Consider the following 19,476-nt stretch of genomic DNA (forward strand, 5'->3'; position numbering starts at 1 on the left):
GTCATCGATCCCGCCGAGACCCGCGAGGTCCTCGCGAGCGCCCTCGCGATGCTCCGCACCAAGCACGCCGACCTGCCGTCGCGCAAGCACGGCAACCCGCCGCAGTAAACGAAGGAGACATGCCACCGATGAGCATCGCCACCGACACCCTGCTGAAGGTCGAGAAGGGCAACGCCGAGCCCGAGGAGCTGGCCGCGATCACCGCGATCCTGCTCGCCCGCGCCGCCGCGACCCCCGAGGCCGTCAGCATCCCCCGCGCTCCGGCCGGCTGGCGCCGCCTGGAGCGCAGCCGGGGCTTCCAGGCCCCCCACAGCTGGCGCTGACCCGCAGCACGCACCCGTTCCACCCGACGGCCGCCCGGCCGCCCACGACCTCCGTGCCCCTCGGCACCGGGTCGGGGGCGGCGGGCGGCCGTCGGCCGTTCGGCACCGATCCGGCCGCGGCCCGTCGGTCGAGCGCGCCGGGAACCGCTCCGGTCCTCGGCTTCGAACTCGACCTCCCCGGGGAGCCCTTGCGGCACCGGCCCGTGAACGCGCGGACCCGACCGACGACTTGGCCCGGGAGTCGGGACGCCACGGCGGCCTCCCGCATGCCGCAACGACACGCGCATACCCTCGAACTGCCGCTCGGGGCGCGGCTGGTGACGAAATCCCGCCCCGCGCGGAGGCGAAGTCCCGCCGTACGGAGGCGAATCAGCTCCGGTGCCGGGGCGGCGGGCCCTGTGCGCACGCCTGCCCGGCTCGAACCACGGGGACACCGGATCGACCCCCGCGGCGCCGACGACGCCCACGTCCGCCCGTGCGGCAGAACGACAGAACGCCGAGAACCCTCCAGGGGTTCCCGGCGTCCCGGGTGAACGACGAGCGGATCGCCTACCGCAGGCGGGCCATCAGCGCGTGCTCGACGAGCGTGATGAGCGCGCTCTTCGCGTCACCGCGGTGACGGGCGTCGGTGGTGATGATGGGGGCGTCCGGGCCGATCTGCAGGGCCTCGCGGACTTCCTCCGGCGTGTACGGCTGGTGCCCGTCGAAGCCGTTGAGCGCGATCACGAACGGCAGGCCGCTGTTCTCGAAGTAGTCCACCGCGGGGAAGCAGTCCGCCAGGCGGCGGGTGTCCACGAGGACGACGGCGCCGATGGCGCCGCGGACCAGGTCGTCCCACATGAACCAGAAGCGGTCCTGACCGGGGGTACCGAAGAGGTACAGGATCAGGTCCTGGTCCAGGGTGATGCGGCCGAAGTCCATGGCGACCGTGGTGGTCGTCTTGTCACCGGTGTGGGTGAGGTCGTCGATGCCCGCGCTCGCGGACGTCATGACGGCTTCGGTGCGCAGCGGGTTGATCTCGGAGACCGCGCCGACGAACGTGGTCTTGCCCACGCCGAAGCCGCCCGCCACCACGATCTTCGCGGAGGTGGTGGAGCGCGGTGCTCCTCCGGCAGAACCTCCGTTAGAGCTTGCGAAGTCCACTGAGCACCCTTTCGAGCAGTGTCACATCTGGCTGGCCGCCGGCAGACTCGTCGCCGCCGGGCTGGTGAATGGCGACAAGGCCCGCCTCCGCCAGGTCGGCGACGAGGATTCGGGCGACACCAAGAGGAATGGAGAGAAGTGCCGAGATCTCCGCGACGGATTTGATCTCCTGGCACAGGCGGCAGATGCGCTGGTGCTCGGGCAACTGCCCTTGCAACCGCGCGGGATCGGCCGTGGTACTGACCAGCGCCTCGATGGCGAGCTGGTAACGCGGCCGCGTACGGCCGCCGGTCATGGCGTACGGACGGACCAGCGGGTTGTGCGCCTTCGGAGCCGGGGGCTGCGAGGACCGCATGGGACCCTGCGAGGGCCGGTGACCCTGCGGGGGCTGCTGCGGCTGCTGGGGCTGGCCGTACTGCTGGTACGGGTTGTGCTCCGGCACGGGCCGGCTGGGAGCGGAGGGAAAGTTGAAGCGGTTCTGGTCGTGCCCACCCTGCGGCTGCTGCGCGCCGCCATAGGGATGTCCTCCGGGTGTTGTCACGTTTCCTCCTCCGACTCCAAGAACGCAGTACTCCCTGTGGAACCGCGCCACCGCACCCTATGGTGCGGTGACGCGAAACGCACTGCTTGTTTGCTAGTTGAGAAGACTTCCCTGGAGCTCCGCACGCAGGTCCGGGGTGAGGACACTGCCCGCCCGGTCCACGAGGAGGGCCATCTCGTAGCCCACGAGGCCGATGTCGCACTCGGGGTGCGCGAGCACCGCGAGCGAGGAACCGTCCGACACGGACATGAGGAAGAGGAACCCGCGGTCCATCTCCACGACGGTCTGGTTGACGGCGCCACCCTCGAAGATCCGGGAGGCTCCGGCGGTCAGCGACGTCAGACCGGAGGCCACGGCCGCCAGCTGATCGGCGCGGTCGCGCGGGAATCCGTCGGACATCGCCAGAAGAAGGCCGTCGGCGGAGACCACCACCGTGTGGGACACCCCTGGGGTGTTGTCCACGAAGTTGGTGATCAACCAGTTCAGGTTCTGTGCCGCCTGGCTCATCGGGCTCACACTAACGCTCCTGGTCATAGCTGTTACTTGACTGCTCGGATCCCGCGCTGCGTCCCTGTTGGACACCCCGCCGCAGGTTGCTCAACCTGCCGCGGACGTCCTCCGGTGCGCGGGAGACCTGGGGGCCGCCCTGCGGGGTCGTCTCCGCAGCGCCCTCGACCAGGTTGGCCTTGGGCACCCGCCGAGGGAGACCGGACGGGGTGACCCCGCCCGCCTTCGGCTCACGGAGCTTGCCGGCCTGTTGCCAGCGCTCGTCGTTCGTCGAGCGCCAGGCCTCGGTGCCTTCGGTTTCCTCCGGGGCCCGCTTCGGTTCGGCGGGCTGCTGCTGACGCTGCGGCCGCTGCTCGAAGAGAGATCCGGTGGACTCCGCTTCCTGCTTCGCCGGCTGCCACTGCTGCTGGCTGCCGCGTCGCGGCAGGCCCGCTCCGGTCATTTGGTGACCGGTGTCGGCAGCGGCGCCCGGACGGTCGAAGCCTACGCGCTCCGCGGCCGGTTCGGGAGCGGACGGCGATTCCGATTCGGTCCCGTAGCTCTGCTGGTAGGAGGCCGAATAGGTGTTCTGCTGGGGCCACTCGCCCTGCTGGGACTGGTCCTCGTAGCCACCCTCGTACGACGGGGCGGACTGCTGGGGGTCCTGGTAGCCGACCTCCGGATAGGCATATGCCTGGTCCGGGTACGCCTCGTAGCCCTGCTGCTGCTGCGGAGCCTCGTAGCCGTTCTCGTAGGTCTGCGCGGCCGGTTCCTCATAGCCCTGGTACGGCTGGTAGCCGTGTTCCGGCTGAGGTTCCGGATACTCCTGCGCCGGGTACTCGGACTGCCCCTGCGGGTAGCCGACCTGAGCCTCCAGCGCGGCCCGGCGGTCCTCGCGGCCCAGGGACCGCACCATCGGGTCCGCAGGGGCCGCGTCGGCGTTCCGGTCGCCCTGGCGGTCGTACGCCGAGTCGTCGAAGCCGAGTTCGGCCGCGGTCCGCAGCGGAGCGGCCAGCTGGGACTTCTGCTCCGGAATGATCGAGGAGACCGTGAAGTCGTCGTCCGGGACGCCCTCGCCACCGCCACCGTGGGTGATGGCGTCCGGGAGCATGACCAGCGAAGTGGTGCCCGCGGCCTCGCCCGAGGGGCGCAGCTGGACGCGGATGCTGTGCCGGTCCGCCAGCCGGCCGACCACGAACAGACCCATGCGCTGCGAGATCGCGGCGTCCACGGTCGGCGGGTTGGCCAGCTTGTGGTTGATGTCCGCGAAGTCCTCGGCGGTGAGGCCGATGCCCTTGTCGTGGATCTCGACCATGACGCGGCCGTCGGGCAGACGCGTGGCGTTGACGCGGACCTTGGTCTGCGGGGAGGAGAACGTGGTGGCGTTCTCCAACAGCTCGGCGAGCAGGTGCACGAGGTCGGTCACGGCCTGGCCGTGGATCTCGGCCTCGGAGACGCCGGAGAGCTCGATGCGCTCGTACTGCTCCACCTCGGAGGAGGCGGCGCGCAGGACGTCGACGAGGGGCACCGGCTGGTCCCAGCGGCGGCCCGGGTTCTCACCCGCGAGGATGAGCAGGTTCTCGCCGTTGCGGCGCATGCGGGTGGCCAGGTGGTCCAGGCGGAAGAGGTTCTCCAGCTGGTCCGGGTCGGCCTCGTTGTTCTCCAGGTCGGTGATGAGGGTCAGCTGGCCCTCGATCAGCGACTGGTTGCGCATGGAGAGGTTCGTGAAGATCGCGTTGACGTTCCCTCGCAGGAGGGCCTGCTCGGCGGCGAGCCGGACCGCTTCCCGGTGGACCTGGTCGAAGGCGCGGGCGACCTCGCCGATCTCGTCCTGGGAGTTGATCGGGATCGGCGCGACGCGGGTGTCGACCTTGCCCGGGTCGGTCCGCGAGAGCTGGTCGACGAGCATCGGCAGGCGCTGCTCGGCGATGTCGAAGGCCGAGCTGCGCAGGTGGCGCATCGCGCGGCCCATCTGGCGGGCCATCATGCCGGCCAGGATGAAGGCGGCGAGCAGGGCCACGACCACGATCGCACCGGTCAGGATGGCGTCACCGCGGGATTCGTCGGACACCGCCACGGCGTCGTCGACGGCCTTTTCGAGGAGTTCCTTCTCGATCTCGGCGTAGCCGTCGAACTTCGCGGTGGCGGCGGCCTGCCAGGCCGCCGGCGTCGTGCCGTTCTGGGCCAGCTTCGTGTTCTTGTCGCCGCCGGCTATCGCCTCGGTCATGCCGATCAGCGGGGAGCCGTTGACCACGGGCGGAGCCTTGAAGACGGCACCGGACTGCTCGGCGGCCTGCTTGGCCTGCGCGAGCTTGGCGGCGCCCTCCTGGGACTTCTTGCCCATGACCTCCTTGAGCCGGTTCGTGTCCTCGTCGGTACCGGCGGCGACGTACTCGCCGATGGCTATCTCTTCGAGGTAGGCGTAGGAGGAGAAGGCGACGAGCTGGGCCTTGCGGATCTCCTCGCTCTCGTTCGGACGCACCAGCAGGTGCGTGCCGACCGAGCGCTGGAGGGAGTTCGCGGCCTTCGCCAGTTCGAGCGCGTAGACCATGCGGCCGTAGCTGGTGACGTTGCCGGTGCCGAGCCCGAGCTCGTTCGAGAACTGCATGAGGTAGTGCTGGACCAGCACGTACCCCTCTTCGGTCGGGATGGGGCCCGCCGAGGCCGGGAGGTTCTTCTTCGCCGACTCGGGGACGGCGTAGGCGGTCTTGCGGACCTGCTCCAGCTTCGGCTCCTCCTGGCGGAAGAGCTCCAGGCGGCGCTCCAGGCCCTGCTTCGCGGGCAGGTCCTTCGCGGCCGTCGCGAACTTGGCCTTGGCGGCGTCGGTGGCGGCGTACGCCTTCGACACGACGTCGCTGTTGCGGTCGCCCTTGAGGAGCGGCTCGGCGGTCAGGTCGCGCTCGTTGAGGAGCGCCTGGCCGTACTCGGCCGCGGCCTGGACGATGCGCGCGGTCTGCTCCGCGTCCTTCGCCTCGTTCCAGCTGTCGACCGAACCCTTGACCTGGAAGCCGCCCATGACCAGTCCGACGAGGACGGGTACGAGGAGGATGGCGTTCAGACGGGTCGGCACGCGCCAGTTGCGGGGGGACAGCTTGCTGGTGCTACCGCCGCTCGTGGGTGGGTCCACGGGCACGTCGACGGATGACGTGGCCGCGCGCGGCGGCGGGGTGAAGTTGCCGCGCGCGGGTTCATCCGCGGGGCTCGAGTTGCTTCGCCTCACTCGACCAACAACCTCTCGGCGGTGCTACTAGCTAGTTCGTTGAATTCCAGCACGGTTGACGGCCGTGTTCCAAACAGTTGAAATCGGCGATTCACAGAGACTTAAGCCCCACGTAAACCGGACATAAAGAGCGAGCTGCGGCAAAAACGGGGCCGGTCGTGCGCGCAGCGGCACCGGGTGAACGCACCCTGTGCGCACGGGCCGATAATTCTCTGTCGAAACGTTATGAACGACAGGGGCGGGTCGTGTCGTAAGACACAACCCGCCCCGGCGCACGGCATGACGAAACGTGTTACTTCAGGCGGGCCATCAGCGCGTGCTCGACGAGCGTGATGAGCGCGCTCTTCGCGTCCGCGCGGTGACGGGCGTCGGTGGTGATGATGGGGGCGTCCGGGCCGATCTGCAGGGCCTCGCGGACTTCCTCCGGCGTGTAGGGCTGGTGCCCCTCGAAGCCGTTGAGGGCCACGACGAACGGCAGGCCGCTGTTCTCGAAGTAGTCCACCGCCGGGAAGCAGTCCGCCAGGCGCCGCGTGTCGACCAGCACGATCGCGCCGATGGCGCCGCGGACCAGGTCGTCCCACATGAACCAGAAGCGGTCCTGACCGGGGGTACCGAAGAGGTACAGGATCAGGTCCTGGTCCAGGGTGATGCGGCCGAAGTCCATGGCGACCGTGGTGGTCGTCTTGTCACCGGTGTGGGTGAGGTCGTCGATGCCCGCGCTCGCGGACGTCATGACGGCCTCCGTACGCAGCGGGTTGATCTCGGAGACCGCGCCGACGAACGTGGTCTTGCCCACGCCGAAGCCGCCCGCCACCACGATCTTCGCGGAGGTGGTGGAGCGGGGAGCCGCTCCGGCGTCAGAGCTTGCGAAGTCCACTGAGAACCCTCTCGAGCAGCGTTACATCCGGCGTTCCGCCGGCCTCTCCATTGCCCGGCTGGTGGATGGCCACCATTCCGGCCTCCGCCAGGTCGGCGACGAGGATCCGGGCGACACCGAGCGGCATCGACAGCAGTGCGGAGACCTCCGCGACCGACTTCACCTCGCGGCAGAGCGTGCAGATGCGCTGGTGTTCCGGCAGCAGACCGGAGAGGTGCATCGGATCGGCCGTGGTGCTGACCAGCGCCTCGATGGCGAGCTGGTAGCGCGGACGGGTCCGACCACCGGTCATCGCGTACGGACGTACCAGCGGCTGGTCGCCTTCCGAGTACGAATCTCCGTACGCATCGGGATAGGCGGGGGGCGGGGTCATTGATCCTCCGGGCTGGACAGCAGTGGTCAGCGTGCCGTCTGACGGGGCGGCCGGTGGGGGGACGTGATGACGGCCTGGCGGGGGTACTGGGTACCGGGGGTGGGGTCCCGGCTCCCCCGACCGGAAGTACCGTCCGGCCGGGGGATGTGCAGTCAGATGAGCAGGCTTCCCTGAAGCTCGGCGCGCAGGTCCGGGGTGAGGACACTGCCCGCGCGGTCCACGAGGAGGGCCATTTCGTAGCCCACGAGGCCGATGTCGCACTCGGGGTGGGCGAGTACGGCCAGCGAGGAGCCGTCCGAGACGGACATGAGGAAGAGGAACCCGCGGTCCATCTCCACGACGGTCTGGTTGACGGCGCCACCCTCGAAGATCCGGGAGGCACCGGCGGTCAGCGACGTCAGACCGGAGGCCACGGCCGCCAGCTGATCGGCGCGGTCACGGGGGAATCCTTCGGACATCGCCAGAAGGAGTCCGTCGGCGGAAACCACCACCGTGTGGGACACCCCGGGGGTGTTGTCCACGAAGTTGGTGATCAACCAGTTCAGGTTCTGTGCCGCCTGGCTCATCGAACTCAACTAACGCTCCTGCTGGTAAGTGGGGTCGATGTGGTAACTGCCGGTCGCGGGGCCGGTGGTGCCGGCCTGGCGCCCCTGCTGGATACCGCGTCGGAGGTTGGTGAGACGGCCACGGACGTCGTCCGGAGCACGTGAGACCTGCGGGCCCGCCTGGGCTTCGGCCTGCTGCTGCGCGGTGCCGGCCACGAGGTTCGCCCGCGGTACCCGGCGGGGCAGCCCCGACGTCGTGATGCCTCCGGCGGCGGGCTGACGGACGCGCTCGGCCTGCCGCATCAGCTCGTCGTTGGGGGAGGAGCGCCAGCTGACCGTCGGCGTGCTGCCGGTCACCGCGGCGGCCGGCTCGGCGGCGAGCTCCTGGCCGCGCTGGGCCTGCGGCTGCTGCTGGTGCTGCTGAGGCTGCTGGGGTACGGCCGGTGCCTGCGCGGCGGGCTGCTCGCCCTCCTCGCGGAACCAGTTCGACTCCAGGGTGTCGAAGATCGGGCTGCGGCCCGGGCCGCCCGTCGGCTGCGCCGGCGCCGGCGGCAGGGCCTCGGGCTGGTGGGCCTGGGGCAGCCGGGGTGCGTCGGGACGCGGAACCGGGACGGGCGCCGGCGCGTAGCCGCCGGGCTGCTGGTCCTGGCCGTAGCCACCGACGCCCGGACCACCGGTCCGCGGCGCCGGCTGCTGGGGCGCGACCGGACGGGCGAACTGGCCGGTCGAGGCCGGGTCCAGCGGGCCGCCCAGCTGCGGGCGCTCGAACTGGCCCGTGGTGGACGGGTCCTGGGGACCCCGTACGTCGGGACGCTCGAACTGTCCGGTCGTGCTGTTGGCAGGGTTGCCGCCGGTCGCCTGGGGCGGGTACGGGGCGTTGTAGTCCGGGCGGGCGAACTCGGAGGTCGAGCCGGGGCCCGAGAGCTCGTCGTGGCCGCGCGGGACCTCGTGGCCGCCCTGGCCGGAACCCCAGCTGGTGGCCTGCGGGATACCGGCGGGCGAGCCGCTCGAACCCGGAAGCTCCGCACGGGGGGCGCCACCGCGCGGCGGCAGCTGGGGCCGCTTGCGCTGGACGGGGGCGGCGGGCGGCTGCTGCGACTGCTGCTGCCCGGGCTGCTGCTGGCCGCCCTGCTGCGCCTGCTGGCCCTGCTGCGGCTGCTGATGGCCCTGCTGCGGCCGCTCGAAGCCGTTGCCCTGGGCGAACGCGCCGGGGCCGGACGGCTGGGGCGCCGCCGGGCGGGCCTGCGGGCCACCGGTCTGGCCGCGCGACGGCAGCGGGGCACCGCTGCCGAAGGCCGCCTGACCCTGGCCGGTCGGAGCCGAGGGGCCACCCTGCTGCGGGCGACCGCCCTGGGGCCCCTGGCCCTGACCGGGACCCTGACCCGGGCCCTGTCCCTGGGGACGCTGCTGCTGACCGGGGCCACCGCCCTGACCGGACAGCGCGGGGCGCGGTCCGCCACCGGCGACGTGACCGCGCTGCGGACCGGCGCCGACGGGGGGACGCGCGCCCGCACCGGGCACGGAGGCCTGACCGGCGGGGCCGCCGGGGCCACCCGCGTTGCCCTGCGATCCCGGGCCGCCCTGGCCCGGCATCGGAGCCGGCTTCTTGCCGCCCTGGGCGACGTCGACCGGCAGCATGACGAGGGCCGTCGTACCGCCCGAGTCGGAGGGGCGCAGCTGGATGCGGATGCCGTGTCGCAGGGACAGGCGGCCGACCACGAACAGGCCCATGCGGCGGGAGACGGAGACGTCCACGGTCGGCGGCGCCGCGAGGCGCTCGTTGATCGCGGCCAGGTCCTCGGGGGAGAGGCCGATGCCGGTGTCGTGGATCTCGACGAGCACGCGGCCGTCGGGCAGCGCGTGACCGGTCACCTTCACCTTGGTCTGCGGGGAGGAGAACGAGGTGGCGTTCTCCAGCAGCTCGGCGAGCAGGTGGACGAGGTCGTTGACGACGCGGCCGGCGACGTCGGTGCCGGGCACCGACGAGAGTTCGATGCGCTCGTACTGCTCCACCTCGGACGCCGCGGCGCGGAGCACGTCGACGAGCGGGACGGGACGGGTCCACCGGCGACCCGGCTCCTCGCCCGCGAGGACGAGGAGGTTTTCGCCGTTACGGCGCATGCGGGTCGCGAGGTGGTCGAGCTTGAAGAGCGAGGACAGCTGGTCCGGGTCGGCCTCGCGGGACTCCAGTTCGGAGATGAGCGAGAGCTGACGCTGGATGAGGCCCTGCGAGCGGCGCGAGAGGTTGGTGAACATCGCGTTGACGTTGCCCCGGAGGAGGGCCTGCTCGGCGGCGAGGCGGACGGCCTCGCGGTGCACGTCGTCGAAGGCCGCGGCCACCTGGCCGATCTCGTCGCGGGTGTGCAGACCGACGGACTCCACGGAGGTGTCCACGTCCTGCGGGTCCGACTCGGAGAGCTGCTTGACGAGCTCGGGCAGACGGTCCTGGGCGACGCGCGTCGCGGTGTCCTGCAGGCGGCGCAGCGAGCGGATCATCGACCGGGCCATGACGAAGGCGCCGACGAGGGAGACACCGAGGACGAGGAGGATCAGGGCACCGTTGATGATGGCGTCCTGCTGCGACTCGTTCTTGAGCTCGCGGGCCTTCTGCTCCATGTCTTCGAGCAGGGTCAGCTCGATGACCTTCATCGCCTGGAGCTTGGTGTCGTCGGCGTCGTACCAGTCCATCCAGGACCGGTTCTTCTCCTTGCCGAGCTGTCCCGGGGTGGTCAGGACGCGGCGGGCGTAGTGGTCCGCGGCGCCGATCTCCGAGTTGCCGTCGCCGAGCGAGGCGAGGAGGTCCTCCGCCTTGCCCTGGTAGGCCACGTCGAAGGCCTTCCGGGACTGGCTCTCACCGCGGAGGGCGGAGAGCGCGTAGAGGCGGTCGTTCTCCTCCAGCTTGCCCGGCTGGGTGCTGCTCTCGGGGAGCGAGGCGGCGATGACCGCGCGCTGGATGGAGGCGTACTCCTTGGCGGAGGAGAAGGCCGCGAGGGCGCGGGTGCGCTTGATCATCTCGGGGCTGGACGTGGCCTGGGCCATGTCCTGCGAGAGGGAGAGGAGGGAGGTGATCAGCGCGTTGTACTCGGTGACGGTCTGCTGGGCGCCGTTGGCGTACGCCTTCTTGCGGATGTCCTCGATGCCGGTGAGCTGGCGTGCGATCTGCAGGATGTTGTTGCGGATCGACTTGAGGGTCTCGTCCTGGTCCTGGGTCTCGTTGACCTTCTCCGTCGCCGCGGTGAACGCGATGGCGGCGGCGTCGGTCTGGTCGCGGACGCCCTCGACGAGGCTGTTGGTCTTGCCGTCCTTGAGGACGGACATCGGACCGGCCGACTTGTCCCGCTCCTCCTGGAGCATGGCGGCCAGGTTGGTGGCCTGCCGGGTCATCGTCGTCAGCAGCTGCATGTGCTCCAGCTGCGAGATGTCGTTCATCGAGTCGTTGATGCGGAAGCCACCGAGCGTGGTGGCGGCGACGACCGGCAGGGTCAGCAGCGACACCAGTCGCGTGCTGATGCGCCAGTTCTGCATGGCGAGACGGGAACCGGGCCCACTGGGGGCCTTCGGTATCGCCTCGATCGCCGGCTGGGGCGCGTCGAGCTTGCCCTTCGGCCTGGCCTTCAGGGCCTTGCCGGGCTTGCCCGACTTGCCGCGGCCCTTCGCCTTCGCCGAAGCGGAGGCGTCAGGTCCCGCTCCTTCGACAGCCGGCCCGCGGTTCTGGGCGTGCTGGGGCGAGGAGCCACGGTCGGTCCCGCCGCGCGGCTCCTGCTCCGCCGCAGCGCTGCCATCCCTCTTGAATCGTCCCTGCACTAGCGTCGCAACCTCTGGACCAGGCGTCCCGCCGGGTGACCGGTGGGACGGTGTCGAGTCTTGGGGCACTGACGGCCCCATGGTGGTCGTCGGTGACCGGCGCGTCTCCCTCTCCGTGCCACCGCGCTCGGCGCTGTCTCGCGCCACCTGCGCGCCGGCTGATTCCCGCGGCGGTCCCGCGAATTCCAGCACAGTGGGGGATCTCCAACAAGGTGCGCGTGTCGCCTCGGCGAGCCCGTCACGGCACGTGACAGGAGCACTACGCCATGTGGAACCACTACCGGGACGAACCGGACTTACGCCAATCAAAGCTTCCGTCTGGCAAGGTGTCCCAGTCCTGATGATCAGGAGCGGAATGACGCATTCAGTGGCGCAATGTCCGTTTGGCCGGGCGGAGTTGGCCGTCCGGTTTGCCGGGAATGCCCGGTCATTGGTGAGCAAACTCACACGGTCGTGGCCATTACTTCCCGGTTCAGCCGGGGATTCAGATGTTTAGCCTTGCCCATTGAAGGGTTGGCGCCAGGGTTGGCGCATCCGACAACCATCACCCACCACGACCGAACCGAGGACCCCGGACTCCGATGAAGACGACGATGATGTTCCGCAACATAGCCAACCCCCGTCGCACCACCCTCGCGCACCTCAAGGACGCCGAGGAGTTGCAGGCGGCCCCGGCCACCCCGGAGCACTCCGTCGAGCTGCCGGCCCAGACGGCCAACCCCCGTCGCACCGTCCTGATGGACGCCCCGGTCGCCGTCGCCGCGCCGTAGTCCCCCGGGCACGGAGCGCCGAACGGCCCCTCCCACCGCGTTAGCCTGGAGTCCGCAGACTCCAGCCAGCGGACATACAGAGGGGCAGACGCAACACGTGCGCATCGCCAGGTTCTCGATCGACGGCAACGTCGCCTTCGGCGCGGTCGAGGGCGACGCCGCCCCCGGCGCCGGGGGCGAGCTCGTCCTCGACATCATCAAGGGCATCCCGTTCGCGGACTTCGAGCTCTCCGGCACGAAGGTCCCGCTCGCCAAGGTCCGGCTGCTGCCGCCCGTGCTCCCGAACAAGGTCGTGGCCGTCGGCCGCAACTACGCGGAGCACGCGGCGGAGCTCGGGAACTCCGTCGCGGACGAGCAGGGCCGTCTCGAACCGCCCCTCACCTTCTTCAAGCCCTCCACCTCGGTGGTCGGCTCCGGCGACCCCATCACGTACCCCTCCTTCTCGCAGGACCTGCACCACGAGGCGGAACTCGCCGTGGTCATCGGCCGCATGTGCCGCGAGGTCCCGAAGGAGCGCGTCAAGGACGTGATCCTCGGCTACACCTGCGCCAACGACGTCACCGCCCGCGACGTGCAGCAGCGGGAGAAGCAGTGGGCCCGGGCCAAGGGCTTCGACAGCTCCTGCCCCCTCGGCCCCTGGATCGAGACCGACCTCGACCCGAGCGACCTGACCATCCAGTGCACCGTCAACGGCCAACAGCGCCAGCTCGGCCGCACCAGCGACATGGTCCGCTCCATCGAGGACCTCATCGTGCACATCAGCGAGGCCATGACGCTGCTCCCGGGCGACGTCATCCTCACGGGGACCCCGGCCGGAGTCGGCCCCCTCAACGTCGGCGACGAGGTCGCCGTCACCATCGAAGGCATCGGCACTCTCACCAACAAGGTGATCAAGCGTGGTTAACGGACCTGTCCGCGTACGTTTCTGTCCCTCCCCGACCGGCAACCCCCACGTGGGCCTGGTCCGCACCGCCCTGTTCAACTGGGCGTTCGCGCGCCACCACGGCGGCACGTTCGTCTTCCGCATCGAGGACACCGACGCGGCCCGCGACTCGGAGGAGTCCTACGAGCAGCTGCTCGACTCGCTGCGCTGGCTCGGCTTCACCTGGGACGAGGGCCCCGAGATCGGCGGCCCGCACGCTCCGTACCGCCAGTCCCAGCGCATGGACATCTACGCGGACGTCGCGAAGAAGCTCCAGGACGGCGGCCACGCCTACAGCTGCTACTGCACCACCGAGGAGCTCGACCGCCGCCGCGACGCCGCCCGCGCGGCCGGCAAGCCCTCCGGCTACGACGGCCACTGCCGCGACCTCACCGCCGAGCAGAAGGCCGCGTACGAGACCGAGGGCCGCGCCTCGATCGTCCGCTTCCGGATGCCCGACGAGACCATCACCTTCACGGACCTGGTGCGCGGCGAGATCTCCGTCACCCCGGAGAACGTGCCGGACTTCGGCATCGTCCGGGCCAACGGCGCCCCGCTGTACACCCTGGTCAACCCGGTCGACGACGCGCTGATGGAGATCACCCACGTCCTGCGCGGCGAGGACCTGCTGTCCTCCACCCCCCGCCAGATCGCGCTCTACCGGGCACTGATCGAGCTGGGCGTCGCCAAGGGCGTCCCCGAGTTCGGCCACCTGCCGTACGTGATGGGCGAGGGCAACAAGAAGCTCTCCAAGCGCGACCCGGAATCCTCGCTCAACCTCTACCGCGAGCGCGGCTTCCTGCCCGAGGGCCTGCTGAACTACCTCTCGCTCCTCGGCTGGTCCTTCTCCAAGGACCAGGACATCTTCTCGATCGAGGAGATGGTGGCGAAGTTCGACATCCCGGACGTCAACGCCAACCCGGCCCGCTTCGACCTCAAGAAGGCCGAGGCGATCAACGCCGACCACATCCGGCAGCTGGACCCCAAGGCCTTCGCGGACGCCTGCGCCCCCTGGCTCGCGGCCCCGCACGCCAACTGGGCGCCCGAGGACTTCGACGCCGAGGCCTGGGCCCGCATCGCCCCGCACGCCCAGACCCGCGTCACCGTCCTGTCGGACATCACCGCGAACGTGGACTTCCTCTTCCGCAAGGAGCCCGTCGAGGACCAGGCGTCCTGGGACAAGGCGATGAAGGGCGAGCCCGCGGCCCTCCTGACCACGGCCCGCGCCAACCTGGAGACGGCCGACTGGTCCGACCCGGAGGCCCTCAAGCAGGCCGTCCTGACCGCCGGCGAGGCCCACGGCCTCAAGCTCGGCAAGGCCCAGGCCCCCGTCCGCGTCGCCGTCACCGGCCGCACCGTCGGCCTGCCGCTCTTCGAGTCCCTGGAGATCCTGGGCAAGGAGCGCTCGCTGGCCCGCATCGACGCCACCCTGGCCAAGCTCGACGCCTGACCCGCACCACCCCGTGGGGGCGGCGGCCGACCCCGGCCGCCGCCCCCACGGCGTCGCACCGCTCCACGGTGACGGGCTTCCGCGTCACCGCCCCGCCGGCGACCGCCCGGGCGTAGGCTCGGCCGCATGCCGATCCGCGCCGTGCTGTGGGACATCGACGACACCCTCTTCGACTACACGGGTGCCGACACCGCCGGATTCGGACAGCACCTCGTCGAGGAGGGACTGGGGGAGCGCTACGGGTCCCCGGCCGAGGCCCTCGTCCTGTGGCGGCGCCTCACCGAACGCCACTGGGCGCGCTTCGCCGCCGGCGAGGTCACCTTCCCGGGCCAGCGTCAGGACCGCGTCCGGGACTTCCTCGGGGAGCCCGCGCTGACGGCCGGGCAGGCCGACGCCTGGTTCGACCGCTACGTGCGCCACTACCAGGCCGCCTGGACGCTCTTCCCCGACGTCGTGCCCGCACTGGATGCCCTGGCGGGCGCCTACCGGCACGGTGTCCTCACCAACTCCTCCGTCGCCAACCAGGACCCCAAGCTGCGCCGGCTCGGTCTGCGCGAGCGCTTCGAGGTGCTGGTCTGCGCCGCGGAGCTCGGCGTCAGCAAGCCCGAGGCGGCCGCCTTCCTCAGCGCCTGCGAGGCCCTCGGCCTGCCGCCCGGGGAGGTGGCGTACGTCGGTGACCAGCCCGAGATCGACGCCCGGGGCGCCCGCGACGCGGGCCTCACCGCGGTGTGGCTCGACCGCGACGGCGGGCGCGGTCCGGCGCCCGACGACGTCCACCACATCACGGGCCTCGACCTCCTGCCGGGGGTGCTGGCCGGGGATACCCGTTTTGGAGCACGGTCAGGCATCCGGTAATGTTCTTTCTGCGCCGCCCGAGCGGGCCGAAAGGCCGGAGGGAAGCGCTAACCGAACGAAAGTCCTTCAGGGGCTTGAGTTTTGGTGGGCTATAGTGTAATTGGCAACACGAGGGTTTCTGGTTCCCTTATTCTAGGTTCGAGTCCTGGTAGCCCAGCGCAGTGCAGAAGTAACGCAGTGCTTGCCCCCGTTGTGTAGCGGCCTAGCACGCCGCCCTCTCAAGGCGGTAGCGCCGGTTCGAATCCGGTCGGGGGTACAGATCCTTCCCGCAAGATCTTCATTTGGGTAGCTCCCGGACGTCTTGATGCAGGATCGCTAGGGCCCCCGTTGTGTAGCGGCCTAGCACGCCGCCCTCTCAAGGCGGTAGCGCCGGTTCGAATCCGGTCGGGGGTACTACGTCTAGCAAGGTCTAGACCACTATGGGCTATAGTGTAATTGGCAACACGAGGGTTTCTGGTTCCCTTATTCTAGGTTCGAGTCCTGGTAGCCCAGCGCAACACCAAACAGGCCCCCGTTGTGTAGCGGCCTAGCACGCCGCCCTCTCAAGGCGGTAGCGCCGGTTCGAATCCGGTCGGGGGTACGCAAGGAAGAGGCCCTCCGCGATCATCGCGGAGGGCCTCTTCGCTGTTCCCGACGGTCGTGCGGGCCCCTTGCCGTGGGCTGCGGACCTACGACAAGTGCGGGCCCGGAGGCGCGAGTTCGGACGTGTGCGGCGTCGTACGCGCCCCCGGGCCCGGGGGATGGGTGGGTAAAGGTCCTGCGGACCGGGGGGTGCTCAGCCGGAACGGCGCAGCGCCTCCGTCAGTCGGGCGGCCGCGTCGATGACGGCCTGGGCGTGCATGCGCCCCGGGTGGCGGGTCAGGCGCTCGATCGGGCCGGAGACCGACACGGAGGCCACCACGCGGTTCGACGGCCCGCGCACGGGCGCGGAGACGGAGGCCACGCCGGGCTCCCGCTCGCCGATCGACTGCGCCCAGCCGCGGCGCCGTACGCCCGACAGGGCCGTGGCCGTGAAGCGCGCGCCCTGGAGGCCGCGGTGGAGCCGCTCGGGCTCCTCCCACGCCATCAGGATCTGCGCGGCCGAGCCCGCCTTCATGGGCAGGGTGGAGCCCACCGGGACGGTGTCCCGCAGGCCCGAGAGCCGTTCCGCCGCTGCCACGCAGATGCGCATGTCGCCCTGACGACGGTAGAGCTGTGCGCTCTCGCCCGTCACGTCACGGAGGTGCGTGAGCACCGGTCCGGCCGTGGCCAGCAGACGGTCCTCGCCGGCCGCGGCGGCAAGTTCTGCCAGCCGCGGACCGAGGATGAACCGGCCCTGCATGTCCCTCGCCACCATTCGGTGGTGTTCCAGTGCCACGGCAAGGCGATGTGCCGTGGGTCGTGCGAGCCCTGTCGCCGCGACCAGCCCGGCGAGGGTGGCCGGACCGGACTCCAGTGCGCTCAGTACCAGAGCTGCCTTGTCGAGAACGCCGACGCCGCTAGAGTTGTCCATGAAACGATATTCACGTCTCACACTGTGAAACGCAAGTTCAATTTTTCCAAGAACAAGCGAGTCTGTATGTGCGGGTCCACGAACCACTGGGTCCGAGCCGTCGATCCGCGCGGGGGGTGCGGGCGATCAGGCGCACCAGGTCTCTATGAAGCGCCGGCACAACCGGCCGGCCGGAGGGAAAGCGATGGGTAGGACACTCGCGGAGAAGGTCTGGGACGACCACGTCGTCCGGCGCGCCGAGGGCGAGCCCGACCTCCTCTTCATCGATCTGCACCTGCTGCACGAGGTGACCAGCCCGCAGGCCTTCGAGGGTCTGCGCCAGGCCGGCCGCAAGGTCCGGCGCCTCGACCTCACCATCGCGACCGAGGACCACAACACCCCCACCCTCGACATCGACAAGCCGATCGCGGACCCGGTCTCCCGGGCCCAGCTGGAGACGCTGCGCAAGAACTGCGCCGAGTTCGGTGTGCGCCTGCACTCGCTGGGCGACGTCGAGCAGGGTGTCGTCCACGTCGTGGGTCCCCAGCTCGGGCTGACCCAGCCGGGCACCACCGTCGTCTGCGGCGACTCGCACACCTCCACCCACGGCGCGTTCGGCGCGCTGGCCTTCGGCATCGGCACCAGCCAGGTCGAGCACGTGCTGGCCACCCAGACGCTGCCGCTGGCCCGCCCGAAGACGATGGCCATCACCGTCACCGGCGCGCTGGCCGACGGCGTCACCGCCAAGGACCTGATCCTGGCGATCATCGCCAGGATCGGCACGGGCGGCGGCCAGGGGTACATCCTGGAGTACCGCGGCGAGGCCATCGAGAACCTGTCGATGGAAGCCCGCATGACCATCTGCAACATGTCGATCGAGGCCGGCGCCCGCGCGGGCATGATCGCGCCCGACAGGACCACGTTCGACTACCTCCAGGGCCGCGACCACGCGCCCGAGGGCGCGGACTGGGACGCGGCCGTCGAGTACTGGCGGACGCTGCGCACCGACGACGACGCCGTCTTCGACGCCGAGGTCGTCATCGACGGCACGGCGCTGGCCCCGTTCGTCACCTGGGGCACCAACCCGGGCCAGGGTGCGCCCCTGTCGGCGAACGTCCCCGACCCGGCTTCGTACGAGGACGCTTCGGAGCGGCATGCCGCCGAAAAGGCCCTGGAGTACATGGGGTTGACCGCCGGCCAGCCGCTGCGGGACATCAAGGTCGACACAGTCTTCGTAGGTTCCTGCACCAACGGCCGCATCGAGGACCTGCGGGCCGTCGCCGGGATCGTCGAGGGCCGCAAAGTCGCCGACGGCGTAAGGATGCTGGTCGTCCCGGGCTCGGTGCGCGTCGCGCTCCAGGCCGTCGAGGAGGGGCTGGACAAGGTCTTCAAGGAGGCCGGGGCCGAATGGCGGCACGCGGGCTGCTCGATGTGCCTGGGCATGAACCCCGACCAGTTGGCCCCCGGTGAGCGCTCCGCGTCCACCTCCAACCGCAACTTCGAGGGCCGGCAGGGCAAGGGCGGACGCACCCACCTGGTCTCCCCGCAGGTGGCCGCCGCCACCGCGGTGCTGGGCCACCTGGCTTCACCCGCCGACCTGTCCGCCAACTCGGCCAACCCCGCCCCCTCCGGAGTCTGAACCATGGAAGCCTTCACCACCCACACCGGCCGGGCCGTCCCGCTGCGGCGCAGCAACGTCGACACCGACCAGATCATCCCGGCCCACTGGCTGAAGAAGATCACCCGCGACGGCTTCGAGGACGGGCTCTTCGAGGCCTGGCGCAAGGACCCGGAGTTCGTCACGAACCGCCCGGAGCGCGCCGGCGCGACCGTGCTGATCGCGGGCCCCGACTTCGGTACGGGCTCCTCGCGCGAGCACGCCGTCTGGGCCCTGCAGAACTTCGGCTTCAAGACGGTCATCTCCTCCCGCTTCGCCGACATCTTCCGCGGCAACTCGCTGAAGAACGGTCTGCTGACCGTCGTTCTGCCGCAGGAGACCGTCGATCGGCTGTGGGAGCTGACCGAGGCCGACCCCACCGCCGAGGTGACCGTCGACCTGGTGGACCGCAAGGTCCGAGCGACCGGCGTCGAGGCGGAGTTCGAACTCGACGACAACGCCCGCTGGCGTCTCCTGGAGGGGCTGGACGACATCTCGCTCACCCTTCAGAACGAAGGGGACATCGCCACCTACGAAAGCACCCGCCCGGCGTTCAAGCCGCGCACGATTCGGGCGTGATTCCAGCCTGATCAGCGCTTATTCACCCCCGGGTGATCACATCGACAACACTGTGCCCCTCGCCTTCCGGCGGGGGGCACAGCTGTATGTTGAGGCCCCGTGAGGCGACAACTCGCCCCAGATGGCACAATCTGTGCATGGAACGCGACAGTCAACTGGAGCTCTGGGAACTCGTCGCAGACCGACTGAAAGAAGCACACACAAGGGTGCGCACACTGCAAGTCCCGGAGGGCGTAAGGATGGCGCTGTCCCGGAAGCTGTTGGTCGCCACAGCCGCGGCGAAGCACGATCTCGCCGACGCGGCAAGGCGCCTGGACAGGTTGATGAAGGACCTCGACGAGGGTCGATTCCCTGAAGGCGACTGATGCGAAGGAACTCCGTAACGGTCTGCATCGTTGCGGCACTAGGGTGATTAGCCCGTTTCGTGTTTGATTTGCGGTATATATCCGCCTAACGTGCG

The 19,476-nt window shown here is 70.2% G+C and carries 17 protein-coding genes and 5 tRNA genes; 13 read left to right on the forward strand and 9 right to left on the reverse strand.

All coding sequences use genetic code 11. The features are described from left to right. Nucleotides 1-128 precede the first annotated feature (128 nt). Nucleotides 129-323: an acyl-CoA carboxylase subunit epsilon gene (locus ACZ58N_RS27930; protein WP_471165193.1), complete on the forward strand. Its 195-nt coding sequence runs from the start codon at nucleotides 129-131 to the stop codon at nucleotides 321-323. 549 nt (nucleotides 324-872) lie between these two features. On the opposite strand, the gene ACZ58N_RS27935 is transcribed toward ACZ58N_RS27930, so the two are convergent. The 8 genes from ACZ58N_RS27935 to ACZ58N_RS27970 form a co-directional block, all read right to left on the reverse strand. Further along, the gene (locus tag ACZ58N_RS27935; protein WP_319192543.1) at nucleotides 873-1,466 is read right to left on the reverse strand and encodes a GTP-binding protein; all 594 of its coding nucleotides are present in this window, start codon (nucleotides 1,464-1,466) and stop codon (nucleotides 873-875) included. Continuing rightward, nucleotides 1,447-2,007 carry a DUF742 domain-containing protein gene (locus tag ACZ58N_RS27940; RefSeq protein WP_471165196.1) on the reverse strand — a complete coding sequence of 187 codons (561 nt, stop codon included), beginning with the start codon at nucleotides 2,005-2,007 and terminating at the stop codon, nucleotides 1,447-1,449. Before ACZ58N_RS27940 ends, ACZ58N_RS27935 begins: the two co-directional genes overlap by 20 nt. Nucleotides 2,008-2,100: 93 nt before the next feature. Further along, nucleotides 2,101-2,514, reverse strand: a complete 414-nt coding sequence (locus ACZ58N_RS27945; RefSeq protein ID WP_030037347.1) for a roadblock/LC7 domain-containing protein — start codon at nucleotides 2,512-2,514, stop codon at nucleotides 2,101-2,103. Nucleotides 2,515-2,524: 10 nt separating this feature from the next. Beyond that, entirely contained in the window at nucleotides 2,525-5,713 is a 3,189-nt protein-coding gene (locus tag ACZ58N_RS27950) for a sensor histidine kinase (RefSeq protein WP_471165198.1), read from the reverse strand. Nucleotides 5,714-6,005: 292 nt separating this feature from the next. Next, nucleotides 6,006-6,590: a GTP-binding protein gene (locus ACZ58N_RS27955; protein WP_100660867.1), complete on the reverse strand. Its 585-nt coding sequence runs from the start codon at nucleotides 6,588-6,590 to the stop codon at nucleotides 6,006-6,008. Beyond that, on the reverse strand, nucleotides 6,571-6,963 hold the full coding sequence (locus ACZ58N_RS27960; protein WP_007266775.1) for a DUF742 domain-containing protein: 393 nt from the start codon (nucleotides 6,961-6,963) through the stop codon (nucleotides 6,571-6,573). The genes ACZ58N_RS27955 and ACZ58N_RS27960 overlap by 20 nt, the downstream gene beginning before the upstream one ends. A gap of 152 nt (nucleotides 6,964-7,115) precedes the next feature. Further along, a complete protein-coding gene (locus tag ACZ58N_RS27965; RefSeq protein WP_008739864.1) occupies nucleotides 7,116-7,529 on the reverse strand; it encodes a roadblock/LC7 domain-containing protein in 414 nt (137 codons plus the stop codon). Between the two features lie 9 nt (nucleotides 7,530-7,538). Then, on the reverse strand, nucleotides 7,539-11,312 hold the full coding sequence (locus ACZ58N_RS27970) for a nitrate- and nitrite sensing domain-containing protein (protein ID WP_471165202.1): 3,774 nt from the start codon (nucleotides 11,310-11,312) through the stop codon (nucleotides 7,539-7,541). A 581-nt stretch (nucleotides 11,313-11,893) separates the two neighbouring features. Between ACZ58N_RS27970 and ACZ58N_RS27975 the strand changes: the two genes are divergently transcribed. The 9 genes from ACZ58N_RS27975 to ACZ58N_RS28015 all read left to right on the forward strand — a co-directional run bounded on the left by ACZ58N_RS27975 (nucleotide 11,894) and on the right by ACZ58N_RS28015 (nucleotide 15,889). Beyond that, a complete protein-coding gene (locus ACZ58N_RS27975) occupies nucleotides 11,894-12,082 on the forward strand; it encodes a hypothetical protein (RefSeq protein ID WP_393713403.1) in 189 nt (62 codons plus the stop codon). Nucleotides 12,083-12,179: 97 nt separating this feature from the next. Beyond that, the gene (locus ACZ58N_RS27980; protein WP_471165206.1) at nucleotides 12,180-12,986 is read left to right on the forward strand and encodes a fumarylacetoacetate hydrolase family protein; all 807 of its coding nucleotides are present in this window, start codon (nucleotides 12,180-12,182) and stop codon (nucleotides 12,984-12,986) included. Continuing rightward, entirely contained in the window at nucleotides 12,979-14,454 is a 1,476-nt protein-coding gene (gene gltX / locus ACZ58N_RS27985; protein WP_471165208.1) for a glutamate--tRNA ligase, read from the forward strand. Before ACZ58N_RS27980 ends, gltX begins: the two co-directional genes overlap by 8 nt. A 126-nt stretch (nucleotides 14,455-14,580) precedes the next feature. Next, the gene (locus ACZ58N_RS27990) at nucleotides 14,581-15,309 is read left to right on the forward strand and encodes an HAD family hydrolase (RefSeq protein WP_471165211.1); all 729 of its coding nucleotides are present in this window, start codon (nucleotides 14,581-14,583) and stop codon (nucleotides 15,307-15,309) included. Between the two features lie 85 nt (nucleotides 15,310-15,394). Beyond that, nucleotides 15,395-15,466: transfer RNA gene (locus ACZ58N_RS27995), tRNA-Gln, on the forward strand. A 26-nt stretch (nucleotides 15,467-15,492) separates the two neighbouring features. Continuing rightward, nucleotides 15,493-15,565: transfer RNA gene (locus ACZ58N_RS28000), tRNA-Glu, on the forward strand. Nucleotides 15,566-15,629: 64 nt separating this feature from the next. After that, nucleotides 15,630-15,702: transfer RNA gene (locus ACZ58N_RS28005), tRNA-Glu, on the forward strand. Between the two features lie 27 nt (nucleotides 15,703-15,729). Continuing rightward, nucleotides 15,730-15,801: transfer RNA gene (locus tag ACZ58N_RS28010), tRNA-Gln, on the forward strand. A 15-nt stretch (nucleotides 15,802-15,816) separates the two neighbouring features. After that, nucleotides 15,817-15,889 (forward strand) — tRNA-Glu (locus ACZ58N_RS28015). Nucleotides 15,890-16,084: 195 nt separating this feature from the next. Here ACZ58N_RS28015 and ndgR read toward each other — a convergent pair. Further along, nucleotides 16,085-16,801, reverse strand: a complete 717-nt coding sequence (ndgR, locus tag ACZ58N_RS28020) for an IclR family transcriptional regulator NdgR (protein ID WP_007266782.1) — start codon at nucleotides 16,799-16,801, stop codon at nucleotides 16,085-16,087. Between the two features lie 184 nt (nucleotides 16,802-16,985). On the opposite strand from ndgR, the gene leuC reads away from it, so the two are divergent. The 3 genes from leuC (at nucleotide 16,986) to ACZ58N_RS28035 (ending at nucleotide 19,381) form a co-directional block, all read left to right on the forward strand. Then, nucleotides 16,986-18,419 (forward strand): 3-isopropylmalate dehydratase large subunit, encoded by a 1,434-nt coding sequence (gene leuC / locus ACZ58N_RS28025; RefSeq protein ID WP_471165213.1) that lies wholly within the window; start codon nucleotides 16,986-16,988, stop codon nucleotides 18,417-18,419. Nucleotides 18,420-18,422: 3 nt separating this feature from the next. After that, nucleotides 18,423-19,016, forward strand: coding sequence for a 3-isopropylmalate dehydratase small subunit (gene leuD / locus ACZ58N_RS28030; protein ID WP_389709294.1), 594 nt, complete (start codon nucleotides 18,423-18,425; stop codon nucleotides 19,014-19,016). Nucleotides 19,017-19,153: 137 nt separating this feature from the next. Further along, the gene (locus ACZ58N_RS28035; protein WP_362875861.1) at nucleotides 19,154-19,381 is read left to right on the forward strand and encodes an SCO5555 family protein; all 228 of its coding nucleotides are present in this window, start codon (nucleotides 19,154-19,156) and stop codon (nucleotides 19,379-19,381) included. Nucleotides 19,382-19,476: the final 95 nt, after the last annotated feature.

This window comes from Streptomyces sp. NPDC040432 (assembly GCF_055595445.1).